Annotated in this window: 20 protein-coding genes and 1 tRNA gene; 5 read left to right on the forward strand and 16 right to left on the reverse strand. The window is 35.5% G+C overall.

What is annotated here, in order from left to right:
- Positions 1-27: 27 nt before the first annotated feature.
- Positions 28-1,170 (reverse strand): MFS transporter, encoded by a 1,143-nt coding sequence (locus HYD3684_RS00100; protein ID WP_015418671.1) that lies wholly within the window; start codon positions 1,168-1,170, stop codon positions 28-30.
- Positions 1,167-2,138, reverse strand: a complete 972-nt coding sequence (gene nadA, locus HYD3684_RS00105) for a quinolinate synthase NadA (protein WP_015418672.1) — start codon at positions 2,136-2,138, stop codon at positions 1,167-1,169. The genes HYD3684_RS00100 and nadA overlap by 4 nt, the downstream gene beginning before the upstream one ends.
- A gap of 111 nt (positions 2,139-2,249) precedes the next feature.
- On the opposite strand from nadA, the gene HYD3684_RS00110 reads away from it, so the two are divergent.
- Together HYD3684_RS00110 and HYD3684_RS00115 are read left to right on the forward strand one after the other, a co-directional pair.
- Entirely contained in the window at positions 2,250-3,188 is a 939-nt protein-coding gene (locus tag HYD3684_RS00110; protein WP_015418673.1) for a ribose-phosphate pyrophosphokinase, read from the forward strand.
- A gap of 18 nt (positions 3,189-3,206) precedes the next feature.
- Positions 3,207-3,299 (forward strand) — tRNA-Ser (locus tag HYD3684_RS00115).
- A gap of 9 nt (positions 3,300-3,308) precedes the next feature.
- Here the strand turns inward: HYD3684_RS00115 and HYD3684_RS00120 are convergent.
- The 5 genes from HYD3684_RS00120 to HYD3684_RS00140 all read right to left on the reverse strand — a co-directional run bounded on the left by HYD3684_RS00120 (position 3,309) and on the right by HYD3684_RS00140 (position 6,781).
- The gene (locus HYD3684_RS00120; RefSeq protein ID WP_015418674.1) at positions 3,309-4,028 is read right to left on the reverse strand and encodes a pseudouridine synthase; all 720 of its coding nucleotides are present in this window, start codon (positions 4,026-4,028) and stop codon (positions 3,309-3,311) included.
- Positions 4,025-4,573, reverse strand: a complete 549-nt coding sequence (folE, locus tag HYD3684_RS00125; RefSeq protein WP_015418675.1) for a GTP cyclohydrolase I FolE — start codon at positions 4,571-4,573, stop codon at positions 4,025-4,027. Before folE ends, HYD3684_RS00120 begins: the two co-directional genes overlap by 4 nt.
- Before the next feature lie 79 nt (positions 4,574-4,652).
- Complete coding sequence (gene panB / locus HYD3684_RS00130) at positions 4,653-5,450, reverse strand: 3-methyl-2-oxobutanoate hydroxymethyltransferase (RefSeq protein WP_015471329.1); 798 nt, start codon at positions 5,448-5,450, stop codon at positions 4,653-4,655.
- Entirely contained in the window at positions 5,440-6,567 is a 1,128-nt protein-coding gene (gene prfB / locus HYD3684_RS00135; RefSeq protein WP_015418677.1) for a peptide chain release factor 2, read from the reverse strand. The genes panB and prfB overlap by 11 nt, the downstream gene beginning before the upstream one ends.
- A gap of 1 nt (position 6,568) precedes the next feature.
- The gene (locus HYD3684_RS00140; protein WP_012513070.1) at positions 6,569-6,781 is read right to left on the reverse strand and encodes a heavy-metal-associated domain-containing protein; all 213 of its coding nucleotides are present in this window, start codon (positions 6,779-6,781) and stop codon (positions 6,569-6,571) included.
- A 143-nt stretch (positions 6,782-6,924) separates the two neighbouring features.
- Here HYD3684_RS00140 and dnaJ point away from each other — a divergent pair, with 143 nt between their 5' ends.
- On the forward strand, positions 6,925-8,085 hold the full coding sequence (dnaJ, locus tag HYD3684_RS00145; protein ID WP_015418678.1) for a molecular chaperone DnaJ: 1,161 nt from the start codon (positions 6,925-6,927) through the stop codon (positions 8,083-8,085).
- Positions 8,075-8,470 carry a helix-turn-helix transcriptional regulator gene (locus HYD3684_RS00150; protein ID WP_015418679.1) on the forward strand — a complete coding sequence of 132 codons (396 nt, stop codon included), beginning with the start codon at positions 8,075-8,077 and terminating at the stop codon, positions 8,468-8,470. The genes dnaJ and HYD3684_RS00150 overlap by 11 nt, the downstream gene beginning before the upstream one ends.
- Before the next feature lie 61 nt (positions 8,471-8,531).
- Here the strand turns inward: HYD3684_RS00150 and HYD3684_RS00155 are convergent, their stop codons facing one another.
- The 5 genes from HYD3684_RS00155 to HYD3684_RS00175 are packed head-to-tail and all read right to left on the reverse strand — an operon-like array spanning position 8,532 to position 12,690.
- Positions 8,532-8,825 carry a cupin domain-containing protein gene (locus HYD3684_RS00155; RefSeq protein ID WP_015418680.1) on the reverse strand — a complete coding sequence of 98 codons (294 nt, stop codon included), beginning with the start codon at positions 8,823-8,825 and terminating at the stop codon, positions 8,532-8,534.
- Positions 8,818-10,203, reverse strand: coding sequence for a bifunctional UDP-N-acetylglucosamine diphosphorylase/glucosamine-1-phosphate N-acetyltransferase GlmU (glmU, locus tag HYD3684_RS00160; protein ID WP_015418681.1), 1,386 nt, complete (start codon positions 10,201-10,203; stop codon positions 8,818-8,820). The genes HYD3684_RS00155 and glmU overlap by 8 nt, the downstream gene beginning before the upstream one ends.
- A 9-nt stretch (positions 10,204-10,212) precedes the next feature.
- The gene (locus tag HYD3684_RS00165; protein ID WP_015418682.1) at positions 10,213-11,115 is read right to left on the reverse strand and encodes an amino acid--tRNA ligase-related protein; all 903 of its coding nucleotides are present in this window, start codon (positions 11,113-11,115) and stop codon (positions 10,213-10,215) included.
- Entirely contained in the window at positions 11,112-11,762 is a 651-nt protein-coding gene (gene queC / locus HYD3684_RS00170) for a 7-cyano-7-deazaguanine synthase QueC (protein ID WP_015418683.1), read from the reverse strand. Before queC ends, HYD3684_RS00165 begins: the two co-directional genes overlap by 4 nt.
- A 40-nt stretch (positions 11,763-11,802) precedes the next feature.
- Complete coding sequence (locus HYD3684_RS00175) at positions 11,803-12,690, reverse strand: tetratricopeptide repeat protein (RefSeq protein ID WP_015418684.1); 888 nt, start codon at positions 12,688-12,690, stop codon at positions 11,803-11,805.
- An 82-nt stretch (positions 12,691-12,772) separates the two neighbouring features.
- Here HYD3684_RS00175 and HYD3684_RS00180 point away from each other — a divergent pair, with 82 nt between their 5' ends.
- Positions 12,773-13,189, forward strand: a complete 417-nt coding sequence (locus tag HYD3684_RS00180) for a putative metalloprotease CJM1_0395 family protein (protein ID WP_015418685.1) — start codon at positions 12,773-12,775, stop codon at positions 13,187-13,189.
- On the opposite strand, the gene HYD3684_RS00185 is transcribed toward HYD3684_RS00180, so the two are convergent.
- From HYD3684_RS00185 to tpx, 4 genes are read right to left on the reverse strand one after another with little or no spacing between them, the layout of a single operon-like run.
- Complete coding sequence (locus HYD3684_RS00185; protein ID WP_015418686.1) at positions 13,180-14,004, reverse strand: alpha/beta fold hydrolase; 825 nt, start codon at positions 14,002-14,004, stop codon at positions 13,180-13,182. The genes HYD3684_RS00180 and HYD3684_RS00185 overlap by 10 nt on opposite strands.
- Position 14,005: 1 nt before the next feature.
- Entirely contained in the window at positions 14,006-15,367 is a 1,362-nt protein-coding gene (locus HYD3684_RS00190) for an aminotransferase class III-fold pyridoxal phosphate-dependent enzyme (protein WP_015418687.1), read from the reverse strand.
- Positions 15,315-16,055 carry an MtnX-like HAD-IB family phosphatase gene (locus tag HYD3684_RS00195; RefSeq protein ID WP_343122027.1) on the reverse strand — a complete coding sequence of 247 codons (741 nt, stop codon included), beginning with the start codon at positions 16,053-16,055 and terminating at the stop codon, positions 15,315-15,317. Before HYD3684_RS00195 ends, HYD3684_RS00190 begins: the two co-directional genes overlap by 53 nt.
- Positions 16,004-16,510, reverse strand: coding sequence for a thiol peroxidase (gene tpx, locus HYD3684_RS00200; RefSeq protein ID WP_015418689.1), 507 nt, complete (start codon positions 16,508-16,510; stop codon positions 16,004-16,006). The genes HYD3684_RS00195 and tpx overlap by 52 nt, the downstream gene beginning before the upstream one ends.
- Positions 16,511-16,585 lie beyond the last annotated feature (75 nt).

A 16,585-nucleotide genomic window follows, 5' to 3' on the forward strand; every position in this document is an offset into this window, starting at 1 on the left:
ATAATTTACCACAAAAAAATTATTTTATTATGATTTTATTGTAAGCAACCTTTTACTATACAAATACCAAATTACAGACAATATGATACTTAAAACGCCTTCTATCTTAAAAGCCAAAGACAAATTTACAAAATGAGACAAAATACCTATTATAAGGTTTGCAAAAAGTGTGGCGTTTGCCACAGAAAATCCATATATCCCATAAGCTTTTGAGCGTTTTTTTACACCGTATAAACTCACCAAGCTTCTACCTACTATTTCATAAAAGGCGTTAAAAAGACCAAACACCAAAAACCCTATGTAAAAATTTAGACTCGCACCAAGCTGAGCTATAGCCAATATCAAAAGCGTAATACTAAATAAAGCATGTTTGTTCTTAACGCTGTCGTAGAGTTTTCCAATGGGTATGCCAAAAAGTGCATATATAAGGTTAAATATCACATATCCAAGGGATATATCAAAAAAAGACAAGTTTGAGGCTTTTCCTATGAGAATGTAAAAAGCGTAGCTAAAGTTTGTACTAAGACACAAAAATATCACAAGAGAAAATATGTAAAAATCTTTTGGTATAGCCTCTTCTTTTTTTGTGAGTTTTAAATCCCTTGGAGGTTCAAAGACAAACAAAAGTGGCACAATGGCCAAAAAAGCCGGTATAAGAGCTATGATGATAAGATGTTTTATGCTTGTCTCATTAGAACCAAACTTATAAAAAAACCAAAGTACAAAAAGACTTCCTACAAGAGCCCCAAGTGTGTCAGCGGATCTATGTATACCAAAAGCAAGCCCTGTTTTTTCTTTTTTTACAGATAAAGATAATAGTGCATCTCTTCCGGGGCTTCTTATGGCTTTTCCTACTCTATCTAAAGATCTTCCTAAAAGCACAAAAAACCATGTGTTTAAAATTATGCTTGATATGTATAAACTCTTTGATATGGCAGAAGTGAGGTATCCTCCTATTATTAGGGGTTTTGCCTTTAGCTTGTCCGCTAAGTCTCCGCTAAAAATCCTTAAAAAGTTTGATAAAAACTCTGAAAGCCCTTCTACAATACCTATATCAAACGTAGATGCTCCAAGTATAGTAAGTAAAAGCGGTAAAATTGGAAATATTATTTCAGAAGAGGCATCTGTGAGAAAGCTAGTTAGGCTAAATAGCCATATGTTTTTGTTCATTTAGATAATTCTAGCATACGTTCTATGGGTTTTTGAGCTTTTAATATAACATCCTCTGGAAGTGTTACTTCGTTTATTTCATCTCTTAGGGTGGTGTAAAGGTTTGCAAGCGTCACGCCTTTCATAGTACAGCAATAAACCGGCGAACCGCAATAATGCATAGCCTCAGGGAAGATATAATTTTTAGTGGGGTCTTTCTTTTGAAGTACATATTTTAGACCTACTTCTGTTATAACGATGATATCTTTATGAGGGGTTGTGGTGGCAAAGTTTATAATCTGGCTTGTACTTCCTATAAAATCGGCATGCTCTAAAACCTTTGGATTGCACTCTGGATGAGCTGCTACCACAGCGTTTGGATAGCGCTCTTTTAGTGCTTTTAAATCTGAAAGGCCAAACTCATAATGAGGTGGACAAAAACCTTTCCATATGATAATCTCTTTGTCTGGGACATTTTTCTTTACCCAGTTTCCAAGCCCCATATCTGGCACAAAGATTATACGCTTTTGCTCTAATTTTGATACTATCTTCACTGCGTTTGCAGAAGTGACGCATATATCCGATACTGCTTTTACCTCAGCGGATGTATTTACATAGCTCACCACCGCTGCATCTGGGTATTTTTCTTTTAGTTCTAAAACCCCTTGGACTGTAGCCATGTCTGCCATAGGGCAACCAGATTCTGGATTTGGATGTAGGACTTTCTTATTGGGATTTAGGATTTTGGCAGTTTCGCACATAAACCTTACGCCGCAAAACACTATGATATCTTTATCCGTTTGCTGGGCTTTTCTTGAAAGTTCCAAAGAATCCCCTACAAAATCAGCCAGATCTTGGACTTCCGGTCTTTGGTAGTAATGAGCAAGTATCACAACACTTTTTTTAGCTTTTAGCTCTTTAATTTTTTCTATATAATACTCGTTGGGTAACTCTACTGAAACTGGCTTTTCAACAGTTAACGTATCCATAATAATAACCTACTCATATAAAAGTTTATTTACAATAACCTATCTCATAATCATGGAAATTTATTTGGTTTATAATACTAAAATCCTAAAAACTTTTATAGGAGTTTAAAAATGGGTATACCGATTAAGCTTATTGCTGGTTCGTCAAATATGAAGTTAGCTCAAGAAATATCTGAATATCTCGATATACCATTGTCAAAAACGCTTCTTAGTAAATTTAGCGATGGTGAGATAAGAGTGCAAATAGAAGAATCTATGAGAGGTGGAGATATATTTGTTATTCAATCGTTATCGGCTCCTATAAACGACCACATTATGGAGCTTGTACTACTATTAGATGCTATTAAAAGAGCGTCTGCTTATCGTATAACTGCAGTAATACCTTATTTTGCCTACGCAAGACAAGATAGAAAAGATAAACCACGTGTTCCCATAAGCGCTAGAGTGTTAGCTGATATGATAACCAACGCAGGAGCCCAAAGGGCTGTGATAGTAGATTTACACTCTCCTCAAATTCAAGGATTTTTTAATATACCAGTGGACAATTTGTTGGCATTGCCGGTGTTGTATGATTATATAAAGTATAAAGTAGATCCCTCTAGTTCTGTGGTAGTATCCCCAGACGCTGGTGGTGCTGAAAGGGCAAGGCAGCTTGCCAATAAACTTGGATGCAACATCGCCATCATATACAAAAGAAGACCAGAACCAAATAAAGCGGAAGTGTTTGATGTAATAGGAAATGTAGAGGGTAAAGATGCCATTATAATAGATGATATTATAGATACGGCAGGTACTTTGGTGGCTGCTACAAATATGCTTATAAACAAAGGGGCAAGATCTGTTAGAGCACTAGCTACTCATGGTGTTTTATCTGGACCAGCGTTAGAGCGTATAAACAACTCTATATTAGAAGAGGTAGTATTAACCAACACCATATGCCAGCAGGGTAAAGAATCTAGCAAAATAAACATAGTGAGCATAGCTCCAATAGTGGGAGAAGCTATAAAGCGCATATACGAAAACTCTTCTGTAAGTTCTTTATTCGTATGATATAATATAAAGCTCTTAGGATGGGTGGCCGAGTGGTCGAAGGCGCACCGCTGGAAACGGTGTGAAGGGTGATGAGCCCTTCCGCGGGTTCGAATCCCGCCCCATCCGCCACTTGAAACTTTAAGCTTTATAATGTAGGGCTTCAAATAGAAGTTTTACTTCATTTGGTTTTAAATGTCTCCATTTACCTTTTGGCAGATTACCAAGAGAAATAGGACCTATCGCTGTTCTTATAAGATGTTTTACTGGTTTTTTAAAAGCTAAGAAAAACCTTTTTACAAGATGATTTTTACCTTCGTGGAAAGTTATCTCTATGTTTGCACCATTTTTAAACCTTTTTAAAAGCTTCAAACTATCTGGTTTTACAAACCCATCCTCTAGTTTTACACCCCTTTTCATCTTTTCCAATGTTTCATCATCTATCTCACCTTTTACTGTGGCTATATATACTTTTGGTAGCTTGTATCTTGGATGTATTATTCTGTTTGCCAACTCTCCGTCGTTGGTGAGTATCAAAAGCCCTTCTACGTTGTAATCTAATCTTCCAGCTGGATATACCCTAACACCCACATCTTTTATTAGTTCTCTTATGGTGGGCTTTTCTTCTTTTTCTCCCAAAGATGTAAGGTAGCAACATGGTTTGTTTAACATTATATATACTGGTTTTTGAGCTTTTACTATGCGACCTCTAAACTCTACTATATCTTCATCTGGATTTATAGTGACACCAAGTTCTTTTACTATCTTGTTGTTTACCTTAACGTAGCCTTTTTCTATATACTCATCTGCTTTTCTTCTAGAGCATACTCCAGCCAAAGATAAAAATCTATTTAACCTCATTGTCTTATAAGTTTGAAAAACTCCTCCTTTGTTCTAATATCGCTTAAAAAGCTTCCCCTTAAAGAGGAAGTGACGGTGCAATGTCCTGGTGATCTTACTCCTCTCATAGACATACAAAGATGCTCTGCCTCTATTACGACACCAGCTCCCATTGGTTCTAATTCTTTTTGGACTATATCGGCTATTTCCTCTGTAAGTCTTTCTTGGACTTGTGGTTTTAAAGCCATAGCCCTTACAGTTCTTACAAGTTTAGATAGCCCACATATCTTTTTGTTTGGTATATAGGCTATATGAGCTTTTCCAAAAAATGGTAAAAGATGATGCTCGCACATACTATAAAAAGGTATATCTTTTACGATAATCATTTCAGAATAGTTGCTGTACTCTTCAAAAAGCTTAAAATCAAAGGATCTCTCTTTTTCAAACTCCTCCCACATCCTAGCGACTCTTTCTGGGGTTTCTTTTATGCCTTCTCTTGTGATATCTTCTCCTATACCTTCTAAGAAAAGCTTTATACCTTGTATGATCTTTTCTTTGTCAATCATTTTCAAAACCTCTCACTAAAATTTCTGCTAAATATATTAAATCTTAATATCATTATCAATGGGTTATCTCATGAAATATTCAGTAAATATGTTCTTCTGATGGAAATATATTTTCTTCAACTTCTTTTTTATAGCTTTTTATAGCTTCTAAAAATATTTGATAACCGTTTGTATATCTTTTTACAAACTTTGGTTTCATAAAATCCACAAGACCAACGATATCCTCAAACACAAGCACCTGTCCATCGGTACTGGCTCCGGCACCTATCCCTATTGTTATAACGCTTTCAGAATGAAGTTCTTTTGCCAGAGAATCTGGTATGCTTTCAAGCACCACCATAAAAGCTCCAGCTTCAGCTACACTGTTAAAGTCCTCTTTTATGATGTTTTTTTCCTCTTCGGTTTTACCCATAAATCTAAACTTTCCTATAGTGTTTATCCATTGAGGTGTAAAGCCTATGTGAGCGCATACTGGGATGCCTATCTTTGTAAGTTTCTCGATAAGAGGCGCAAAATAGCTCCCACCTTCAATTTTTACAGCATCAGCTTTTGTTTGTTTTATAACGTTGCCGCAGTTTTTAACAGCTTCATCTATAGAGCTTTGATAGCTCATAAAAGGCATATCCACTATCACAAATGTATTTGGAGCCCCCCTTCTTACCGCTTTTGCGTGATATATCATTTCTTCTAAAGATACTCCAAGGGTGTTTGGTTCTCCTTTAAATACCATGCCAAGAGAATCCCCCACTAAAATGGTATCAATGCCAGCTTCTTCGCAAATTTTAGCTGATATGTAGTTATTTAGAGAGACCATTGTGATTTTTTGTTTATTTTTTTTCTTTTTAAATAAAAGCTCTATATTTAATTTATTGGTCATCTTCTTGATTGTCAAAAGAAAGTTGGTTTAGAGCCTTCTTTCTTAGGTAAGCTTCTATAAAGTTGTCTATTTCGCCATCCATTACAGCCTCTATATTACCGGATTCTTCACCGGTTCTTAAGTCTTTTACCAGTTGGGATGGTTGGAATATGTATGATCTTATTTTATAGCCCCATCCTATATCTGTTTTTGGTCCTTCTAAGCTTTTTTTCTTTTCTTCTATCTTTTGAAGTTCTAACTGATAAAGTCTTGCTTTAAGCATTTCCATAGCTTTTCTTCTATTTTGTATTTGAGAGCGCTCTTGCTGACAGGCTACTACTATACCAGTTGGTATATGAGTTATTCTAACGGCTGTATCCGTTTTGTTTACATACTGACCACCAGCTCCAGAGGCTCTATAAGTATCTATCCTCAGGTCCTCTTCTTTTATTTCTATATTTACATCTTCGTTAACCTCTGGTACCACAAGCACAGAAGCAAAAGATGTATGTCTTCTGGCGTTGGCATCAAAAGGCGATATCCTTACAAGCCTATGAACACCGTTTTCAGATTTTAAATAACCGTAAGCATAAGGTCCTTTTATATAAAGGGTGGCGCTTTTTATACCGGCTACATCGTCTGGATTTATGTCTGTAAGCTGTACTTCATAGCCATGTTTTTCTGCCCACCTTGTGTACATTCTAAGAAGCATACTAGCCCAATCGCAAGCTTCCGTTCCACCTGCCCCAGCCTGTATTGTGAGATAGGCGTTGTTTATATCCATCTCATCAGAAAGGTAAGTTTCAAGCTCAAATTTCTTTAAATCTTTTTCTACAGCTTCTAACTCTTCGCTTATCAGTAGCGTTGTATCTAAGTCTTCTTCTTTCAGTTCGCTTACCATTTCATCTAAATCTTTTATACGGCTTTTAAGAGATGTGTAAGTATTTAATTTGTCTTGAAGAGCTTTTCTTTTTTGACTTATGCTTTTGGCTTTTTCTTGATCGGACCAAAAATCTGGTTCTGACATCATTTGGTCATACTTTTCTATTTCTTTTCTTATCTTTTCTTCGTCTATAGAAGAAGACAATTCTTCAAATCGCTTTTTTATATCGGAAAAGTTGCTTACTATTTCTACCATATTACTTTATATCTACTACTTTGTACCCCCATTCTTCAATGGCGGATTTTATATCGGCTTCTGAGAGTTTTGTCTCGTCGTACTCTACCTCTGAGTATTTTTTGTCTAGCTTTGTATCGAAGCTTTTAACCCCTTCTAAAGCCCCGATTGCTTTGTTTACAGTATTAACGCAGTGCATACATGTCATACCTTCTATGTAAAATAGCTTTCTCATAGTATATATTATAATCTTAAAAGCCAAACAAGTATATAAATATTATCATAAGATATAGCTTTTAGTAAAATATGTTGAAATCTTTTATAAATAACGATATAAAGTACTTGACAATAATAAGCTAATATTTTATAATATTAAGTATGAAGAAAGATTACTATGAAATTTTAGGGGTAAGTAGAAACGCTACTCAAGAGGAGATTAAAAAAGCTTATCGTAGACTGGCTAGGAAGTATCATCCAGATTTTAACAAAGAACCAGGGGCAGAAGAAAAATTTAAGGAGATAAACCAGGCTTATCAGGTACTCTCTGATGAAAATAAAAGAAAAATTTACGATCAATTTGGAGAAGAAGGCTTATCTGCTAGTATGGGACAACAGGGCGGGCAAGAAGCGTGGACGAGAGTAAACGCTGGTTTTGGAAACTTAGAAGATTTGCTAAGAGATGTGTTTGGTGGTGGTTTTGGAGATTTGTTTTCTGAAGATATATTCACTGGCGGTAGAAAGTCAAGAAGCTCTTCAAGACAAAGGCCTATAAATGGAGAAGACATTGTAAAAACCGTAGAAATGACATTAGAAGAAGCCTACACTGGCAAAAAGGTAAATTTAGAGGTAGAAAAAGGTGTACCTTGTGATGCATGTGGAGGCTATGGATACGATAAAAACTCTGAAAAGGTGTGCCCTACTTGTAAAGGTGCTGGGAGCGTTAATCAAAGAGCTATGTTTTTCTCTATATCTACCACCTGTCCTCAATGTGGTGGTAGTGGTTACATAAGGGAAGCTTGTAAAAAGTGCAAAGGACAGTCTTATATCTTCAAAAAAGAAGTTATCCCTGTAAACATTCCACCAGGTGTTGATAATGGTACAAAGCTTGTGGTAGATGGTAAGGGGCATGCGGGACTATTTGGTGGAAGGCCTGGCAACCTCTACGTGATAACCAGAGTATTGCCCCATGAAATATTCAAAAGAAAAGGCGATGATTTGTATATAGATGTAAATATAACTTATCCAGAGGCTGTTATGGGTACTACGATAGATATAAAAGATTTAAAAGGGGACAATATAAGAGTAGAAATACCACCTGGTACAAAAGAAGGTGATGAAATAGTTATTTCTGGTAAAGGTATGCCAAAATTAAAAGGTAGTGGTTATGGTAACCTTGTTGTAATACCTCATATAGATGTACCTAAGTTTAATACGCTTTCAAAGATTATGGGTGATGGCAAAAAAGCTGAAAAAATGTTGAAAGAGCTTGATAAACTTTTACCAAAACCTGAAAGGGTGGTGAGGAACTATGAGCGCTGAAAGAAGAGCCAAAGCGGTGTTTACTATAGGTACTGTAGCTAAAATGTATAAAATTCACCCTCAAACTCTTAGACTTTACGAAAGAGAAGGTCTTTTAAAACCTTCTCGAACCGAAGGCAACACAAGGCTTTATACAGAAGAAGACCTTGAGCAGTTGGAGTTTATCCTTATGCTGGCGAGAGACCTGGGGGTAAACATAGCCGGTATAGATGTTATATTAAACCTGAAAAGGCAGATGGAAGAGATGCAAAAAGGTATTGAGCTTTTAATAGATATAATAAAAAAGATAAGAACTGAGAATGTAAACTCTGAAGACGTTGACAAAGCTATAGTGCTTATGAACAATTTAAACAAAGGCATTATAAAAATTGCTAAAAAATCCTAGAGTGGTTTATCATTTAAACAGACAATGGCTTGCAGTAGCTTAGAGAAATGCTGTTAGCACACTACTTACTCCCGCAAACGTATCTTACACCTTTATCTGTTTTGGCCCAATGAGGTGTGTTGGGAGCAAGTATGACCTTGTCTCCAGGTAAAAGCTTAAAAACTTTATCTTCAACACCTATTTCTACTTCTCCAGAGACCACCCATCTTACTTCTTCGTCTTCATGAGTATGCCAAGGATAGTACGTGCCCTTAGAGTCTTGCCATGTATAAACATCGTAGCCTTGTTGTTTTAATATATCTTTTATCGTTTCTTCGTCTTTTATGTTAGTTTTTTCAAAGATAACTTTACTCATCTTTAACTTTTGACTTATCTTCTAGTATTTTTAACTCTGCCCTTTCTATAGCTAAAGCTTTTGGTGGTATATCTTTTGTTATTACAGAACCACCAGCTATAAAGGCAAAGTCCCCTATGTTTCTTGGAGCTATTATAAGGGAATTACTACCTATGAAAGCTTTTTGTCCTATATAAGATTGATACTTTTGTTTGCCGTCAAAGTTTGCTACCACTGTTCCAGCCCCTATGTTGGCTTTTTTACCTATGCTTACATCTCCAAGATAAGAAAGGTGCTTCGCCATCACGTCTTCTTGAAGTTTTGCATTTTTTAGTTCTACAAAGCTACCTACGTGAGAGCCTTTACCTACCACAGAGTTGTCTCTTATATGGCACATTGGACCTACAATAGCTTCTTCTTCTACGGTTGAGTTTTTTATGTAGCTCATAGGAAGTACAGTGGCTTTTTCTTTTATAGTAGCATTTTCAAGGTAGCTTCCATTCATAACCTTTGCTTTTTTGTGTATAACGGTATTGCCTTTTAAAACAACGTTTGGAAATATTTCAGCATCTAATTCTACTTGTACGTCAGGTTCTATGTAAACAGATTCTGGCGAGTGTATGGTAACACCTGATCTTGCAAGGTTTTCCAATATTCTCATTTTTATAACGCTTTCTGCAAAACTAAGCTCCCATCTGTCGTTTACACCAAAGATTTCTGTAATCTCAGAAGCCATGAAGCTCCTGCACGTATAACCAAGATTTGTCATAATTTCTATTATATCTGTGATATAAAGCTCGTTGGTTTTTTCGCTTGGTTTTAAGTGTTTAACAGCTTCTTTTAGATATGGTACGTAAAACATATAAACACCACCATTTACTTCGTTTATTTGTTTTTGTTCATAGGTGGCTTCTTTTTCTTCTACTATTTTTACTACGTCTCCTTTACCATTTTTTACTATTCTCCCATAACCTGTTGGGTCTGGTAAGAAAGAAGACAATACCAAAGCTCCCACTTTTATCTTTTCATACTCTTCTACCATGTGTAAAAATCTTTGCATACCTTTTATGGTATCTGGTTTTACCAAAGGAGCATCGCCGTTTGTAACCAATATGTAATCGTCCATACCTTCATAAAAAGCTTTTGCCGATAAAAGGGCATCTGCAGTGCCACCTTTTGGATTTGCCTGTTCAAAAAACAATACGTTTTCATGCTTTAAAGCTTCTAATATAGTTTCTTTTTTGTGGGATACAACTAAAGCTATATCTACTATGTTAGATTGTTTTATATAGTTTAGCACATACCAAATGATAGGTTTACCAAGCATTTCATGTAGTACTTTGTGTTTTTCGCTTTTAAATCTAGTGCCTAAGCCAGCTGCAAGTATTATCGCTTTCATAACTATATTTTAACCCACAACTCCCATCTTCGTAGCATAAAAATAAAATAATCTTTCTATGCCTATTGAATATCCTGCATAAGAAAAGCCGTTGTGATAATCTTTAACAAGTTTTTCTTTATCTTTTATAGGTTTGTAATTAGATGCATTTTCTACGATATCTTTTATTTTTTCATAGTTTGTTTCTTCTACCCAACCGTTTGCTATTTCAACCCCATCTATAAAAAGCTCAAAGCGTTTTGATACACCATCTTTACATGTAGACAATACACCTAGTTTACACGGGAAATCTGTTAAAAACTCTATTTGGCTTTTACCAAGTTTAGGTTGCATATGCACCATCATTTTATCTATCAGCTCTTCCCATGTATCGCTATCGTCAAACTCATATCCAAAAGATATGAGGTTGTTTTTAAGTATATCTTCATCTTCAGAAAAAATGACTCCAAGGTATTCTTCGAATGCCTTTTCAAAAGGCGTTAACTTTGGTTTGGTCAAGATATCTTTTATATTTTCTCCGAAAAGCTCAAAAATAAGCTTAGATATCTCGTTTATTGCATTTGCATTCTCAACGTTGTAGCATTCTAACATTGTAAACTCTATGCTGTTTAAATTACCGCATTCTTCGTCTCTAAAGACTTTTGCTATTTGGAATATATTTGATTTGTAGGTTTTCAAAAGGGCTTTCATAGATCTTTCTGGGGATGTATGAAGATACGCTTTTTCTTTTTTACCGCAGTAAGTTATATCTATCTCCACTGGTTTTATATATTTCTCTAAATTTGGCTCATCTTGGATGTATGGTGTAAAAACTTCTGTGTAGCCTAATCTTTTGTAAAAACCTCTTATCTTGTCTATAAACTCTTCATAAAGTTTTGGGGCTTTTAACGGTAAAGAAAAAATATCTATCATAAAATACCTTCCAATGCTTCTTTTCTTTGAATACAGGTAGCGCATTCTCCGCAAGGAGGTTCTGTGCCTTCATAACAGCTATAAGTTTTATCAAATGGTACACCAAGAGTTTTGCCAAGCTTAGCTATATCTTTTTTAGAAAAGCCTAAAAACGGAGCGTAAACGTATATTCTTTTTTTAGTTTTTACTACAAAAGAAGAACCTGCGTTGATGGCAGCTTCAGCAGAGGTTATAAATTCTGGTCTACAATCCGGATAAGGTGCATCTACGGCGTGCACCGCTATACCTATATTCTCTATACCTAGTTCGTCTGCTATGCCTGAGGCTATAGCCAGAAAAGTAAGATTTCTCATCGGTACATAGGTTATAGGTACATCTTCTTGATAGCTTTCTTTTGGTATTTCTTTTTTGGAGACGCTTAAGAGTGGTGAGTGGAAGTTAATCTCTTTGTAATGTGGTATTTTTACAATAAAATGCTCCTTTATACCTACCATATTTGCAAGTTCTTTTGCGTACTTTAACTCTACTATATGTTTTTGACCATAATCAAAGGATATAGCGTAAACATCTTTAAACTTTGTTTTTGCTTCCCATAAAAGCGTAGCAGAATCCATTCCGCCAGACAAAAGCACTAAAATATTAGACATACCCTACACCTTAAACTTTTTAATAATCCGAAGTTTTGCTTTAATACTCACTAGCTACCTCTTCTGATGATATATTTTGTTGTATAGAGTTTGCTAAACCTTTAGCTCCTACTTGATTTGCAAGTTTTAAGGCTTTTTGATAGTAAAAGACCGCCTTATCTTTTTCGTTTTTGTTATCGTAATACCAACCCATATATTGATAGCCAACTGCCTTCCAGTATTTGTTGCCGTTTACCAAGCTTAAACCCTTTTGTATATACGTTTTTGCATCTTTGAAATCTAAAAGCTTAAGATACAGAACGCCCATGTTTAGGTAAGTGGCACCTCCGTGAACTTTATCTCCTTTTTCATCGAAAGCTTGGGAGGATTTTGCATAATATAGAAGAGCCTTGTGAGGGTGGTTTAAATCTGCATAACAAAGGGCTATGTTGTTTAGTATGGTGGGACTTTGAGAACCTTGTTTTAAGGCTTTTTTATAAAACCTTATTGCGGAATCGTAATAGCCCTCCGAATAAAATATATGAGCTATATTTGAGAGGTTGTCTATTATACCGTTCTTATCTCCAAGAGACTTTGCTAATTTATAAGCTTTTGTATAGTTGTCTAGTGCTTTTGATTTGTCGCCGATCATGTCGTAACTAACACCCATGTAGTTGTAAAGCGCTTCTTTTTGATAACGAGTGTTTGCGTTTTTTGTGGCATTTTTCAAATAAGGTATAGCATACTTTGGCTCTCCTAAGGCAATGTAAGACATTGCTGCGCACATGTTGTAGTTAAAGTCGTATTTGTTCCATCTAAGAGATTTATTTGCCAAGTCTATGGCTTTTTGATAATCTTTAGATTGGAGCAAGTTTATGCATTGCTCAGCATCGGCGTAAGATATACCAACAAAAAAAGTCGCTATAATTAAGAGTTTATATAACTTCATAAAAATATTTTAACAGTAAAGACTTTGTTATATTATGATTTTAATTGTAGATTAAGTATAAATTTTATTTATAATAGATTTTATGATAGGGGCTATTAGCTTTCCTATTTTATCTAAAAGCGATAAACCTACAAGCCAAAGAAGCATCCAAACCCAGCAAGAAATAAACCAACTAAAAGCCATAGATCGAGATGTTAGGGCTCATGAGATGGCTCACAAGATAGCCGGTGGAGATTTAACTGGTCCAATAAACTATAAGTATGTAATAGGACCAAACGGTAAAAAGTACGCTGTGGGTGGTGATGTGAGTATAGATGTTTCACCAGGTCCTACTCCCCAAGCTACAATAAAAAAGATGGAAAGAGTTATAAAGGCAGCGCTAGCACCAGTAGACCCATCTGCTCAAGATAGGGCTGTAGCTGCCCAGGCTCAAATGATGTTAGAGCAAGCTCAAATGGAGTTACAAAAAGAAGGTTCTAATATATCTGTTTACACCTGATACACTTCTAACTTTTGACGCTTTATTTCTGTTAAAAAGTTGAAAAAATTTATTGTTTCACCTGAAACTATGTCTTTTTCGTTGTCCATAGTCACGATGTGATAGCTGTTTGAAAGTTCTACAAACTTTTTAACCTGACTTGGAGCTTTTTCGTATATATACTTTGCCCCTTTTATAGAAGATAAGTCGTCTTCTTTTGAATGAATTAAGATAAACGGTGCTTTTAAGAGATTTACATGCTTTTTAATATATTTAGCCATTCGTTTTAGTTCTACTATAGTGGGAGCTGGTATTTTATCGTATGCCATGGCTTCATTTTTTTCAGCTTTCATCATCTGCATGATTTTTCTTCTCATGGCTTCATTTTTTATGCCAAAGGGTTCTTTCTCTTTCCAATAGTAAATATGTTTTAACGGTGTATAAAGTCCAAGTGGTAGTAAAAATCTATACCAAGGTATTGCCCATCCATCTATATCCATTGCTGGTGCCCAAGAGCCAACACCGTCTATATCAGGAAACTCCATACCAAGCATAAGAGAGAGCATACCGCCTACGCATAGCCCAGCCACAAATACTTGGTTGTATTTAGCTTTTAAATCAAGATAAAAATTTTTGGCAAACTCGTAAAGCTCCTCCCATTTGGTTTTTTTAAGATCTTCAAGGCTAGAACAATGACCAGGTAGTATTGGAAAATATACATCGTAATTTGCCTTGGCAAAATCTCTGGCCACCCATCTTAGCTCTAAAGGTGTACCAGTAAGTCCGTGAAGAAGCAACACTGCTCTTTCGTTGTTGCTTTTTATAGAAAGATCCATATTATATTACCCTTTTAAAAAGTTGGTCTAAAAGCTCTATAGCCATATCTATTTCTTCGTTGGTAATCTCTAAAGACGGTGCAAGTGTAAAGACGTTTTTATAATAACCACCTACGTCCAACACTAACCCATATTTTTTGCCTTTATAATCAAGATCTCCTTTTAGTCCCTCTTCCAATATCTTATCCGTTAGGGCTTTTGAGGGTGTAAAACCATCGCTTTCACATATTTCAACTCTAAGAGCAAGTCCTATACCGTCTACGTCCCCTATATTTTTATATTTTTTCTTTAGGCTTTTAAGACCTTCTAAAAACTTATCGCCTTTTTGTTTTACAATACTTTCATAATCTTTTTCTTCTAGTATATTCATGACTTCTACTCCAGCTCTTACTCCTATAGGGTTTGAAGAAAACGTGGAATGAGTAGAGCCAGCTGGCCATATTTTAGGGTTTATAAGCTCTTCTTTTGCCCAAAGACCAGAAAGAGGGTTCATGCCGTTTGTAAGAGATTTTCCAAATACAACGATATCTGGCTTAACATCGTAATGCTCTATGCTCCACAGTTTACCAGTTCTATAAAATCCCATTTGGATTTCATCATCTACCAAAAGTATGTTGGCTTGATCTAAGATTTTTTTCAACCTTTTAAAATATTCTGGTGGAGCTTTTACATAACCGCCGGTACCTTGAATGGGCTCTATATAAAAGGCTGCATATTCACATTCGTTGGTTTTTGGATTGTATATAGAGTAATATTCTGATTCGAAAAGCTTTTCAAACTCTTTTACACAATAATAATCACAACTGTCTAAGTTTTTGCCGTAAGGACATCTGAAACAATAAGGAAATGGGATAAAAAGCGCTCTGTCGCCAAAATGCCCAAACCTTTCTCTATACCTATAGCTAGATGTAATAGCGGTTGCACCTAGTGTTCTGCCGTGATATCCTCCCATAAAAGCGAAGTTTAAATTTTTCTTTTTGTAATTTCTTACAAGCTTTAAACTATCTTCTATGGCCTGAGAACCACCTACGTTGAAATGCACTCTTCCTTTTAGATTAAATCTTTTTAAATTAGCATCCACTATTTTCTTTGATAAGACTACTTTTTCCTCAAAAAGAAATTGAGAGGCCAGTTGTCCCATTTTGTCCATCTGATCTTTTATAGCGTTGTTTATGCGCTCGTTTTTGTATCCGAAATTACAAGCGCTGTACCACATTTGTAAATCTAAATATGGTTTGTTTTCTTCATCGTAAAGGTAAGATCCTTCTGAAGCTTTGAAAATTTTTGGAGGGTTTAGATAATGTACCGTATCACCCCAAGAGCAAACTTCTTGTTCTATCGATAGTATTTCCTCTTTCTTCATGCAAATTCTCCAATACAAAAGGTAATTGATTTATTATATCTTCAAAATATGAAAAGCTAGTGAAATGACTAACGTTTTGAGCTTTTAGAAAGTTTAAGAGTTTACCTTTGGCAAATACAAAATCAGCGTTTTTGGAGGCACAAAAATCAGACATACCATCGCCTATATATATGGCCTTATCGTCTTTTAGCTTTTGCACAAGATGGCATTTGCAAACCCCAAGCTGGCAATCTTTTTGCGAATATCTGTAAAGCGTTTTAAATTTTTTGTTTATAAAATAAAGGTTGTTGGCATATATTCCATCAATTTTTTCTAAATGATCTTTTAATATTTTTCTTATGAAAAGCCTAAAACCATCACTTAAGATGTATACTTTGGCGTTAAAATTTGACTTTACATAATCCAAAAATTTTATAAAGCTTTTATCTATATGTACGTTGGATAGAAAATCTTCCAGTTGATCGTTTGTTATGTTTACTAGGGACATCTGTATATCAAGACACTCTTTAGAGCTTATCTTACCTTCTTTCCAGAGCTTCTCAGCTTCTAACCATTCTTTAGATGCGAAGCGCTCCAAGAGCGCGTCTACAGTATCTTGGAGCGTTATAGTGCCGTCAAAATCACAAAAAAATGTTGTTATTTTAGACTCTCCAAAGCTTTGAGTACATCGTTGTAATCTGGTTCTGATGTGATCTCTGGTACTAGTTGAAAATATTTTATAGTGCCATCTTTACCCACTATGAAAATAGCTCTAGCCAAAAGCCCTTGCAATGGACCTTCCGTTATAAGTATGCCGTAAGCTTTGCCAAAATCTTTGTTTCTAAAATCTGAAGCTACAGCTATGTTTTCCACTCCTTCAGTGGAGCAATATCTTTTTGATGCAAAAGGTAAATCCATAGATACAACCGTAGTATCTACGTCTTGCATTGAGCCAACAGCTTCGTTAAACTTACGGGTTTCCGTAGCGCATACTGGCGTGTCCAAAGATGGAACAGCTATTATTAGCTGTACTTTGTCTTTAGCTCCACCTATCTTTTTGGTGGATAGATCTGTTAGCACAACTTCTACTTCAGGAGCTTTATCTCCTACTTTTATATCACCTGAAAGTGATACATCGTTTCCTTTTAATTTGGTTTTGAGCATGTTTTACCTCCTTAGGTTTCGCCTATAAAGAATAGGTTTTTTAGCTTTTATTACAATGATTATAAGCAGTTTTAA

The organism is Hydrogenobaculum sp. 3684, from assembly GCF_000213785.1.
Classification (GTDB): domain Bacteria; phylum Aquificota; class Aquificia; order Aquificales; family Aquificaceae; genus Hydrogenobaculum.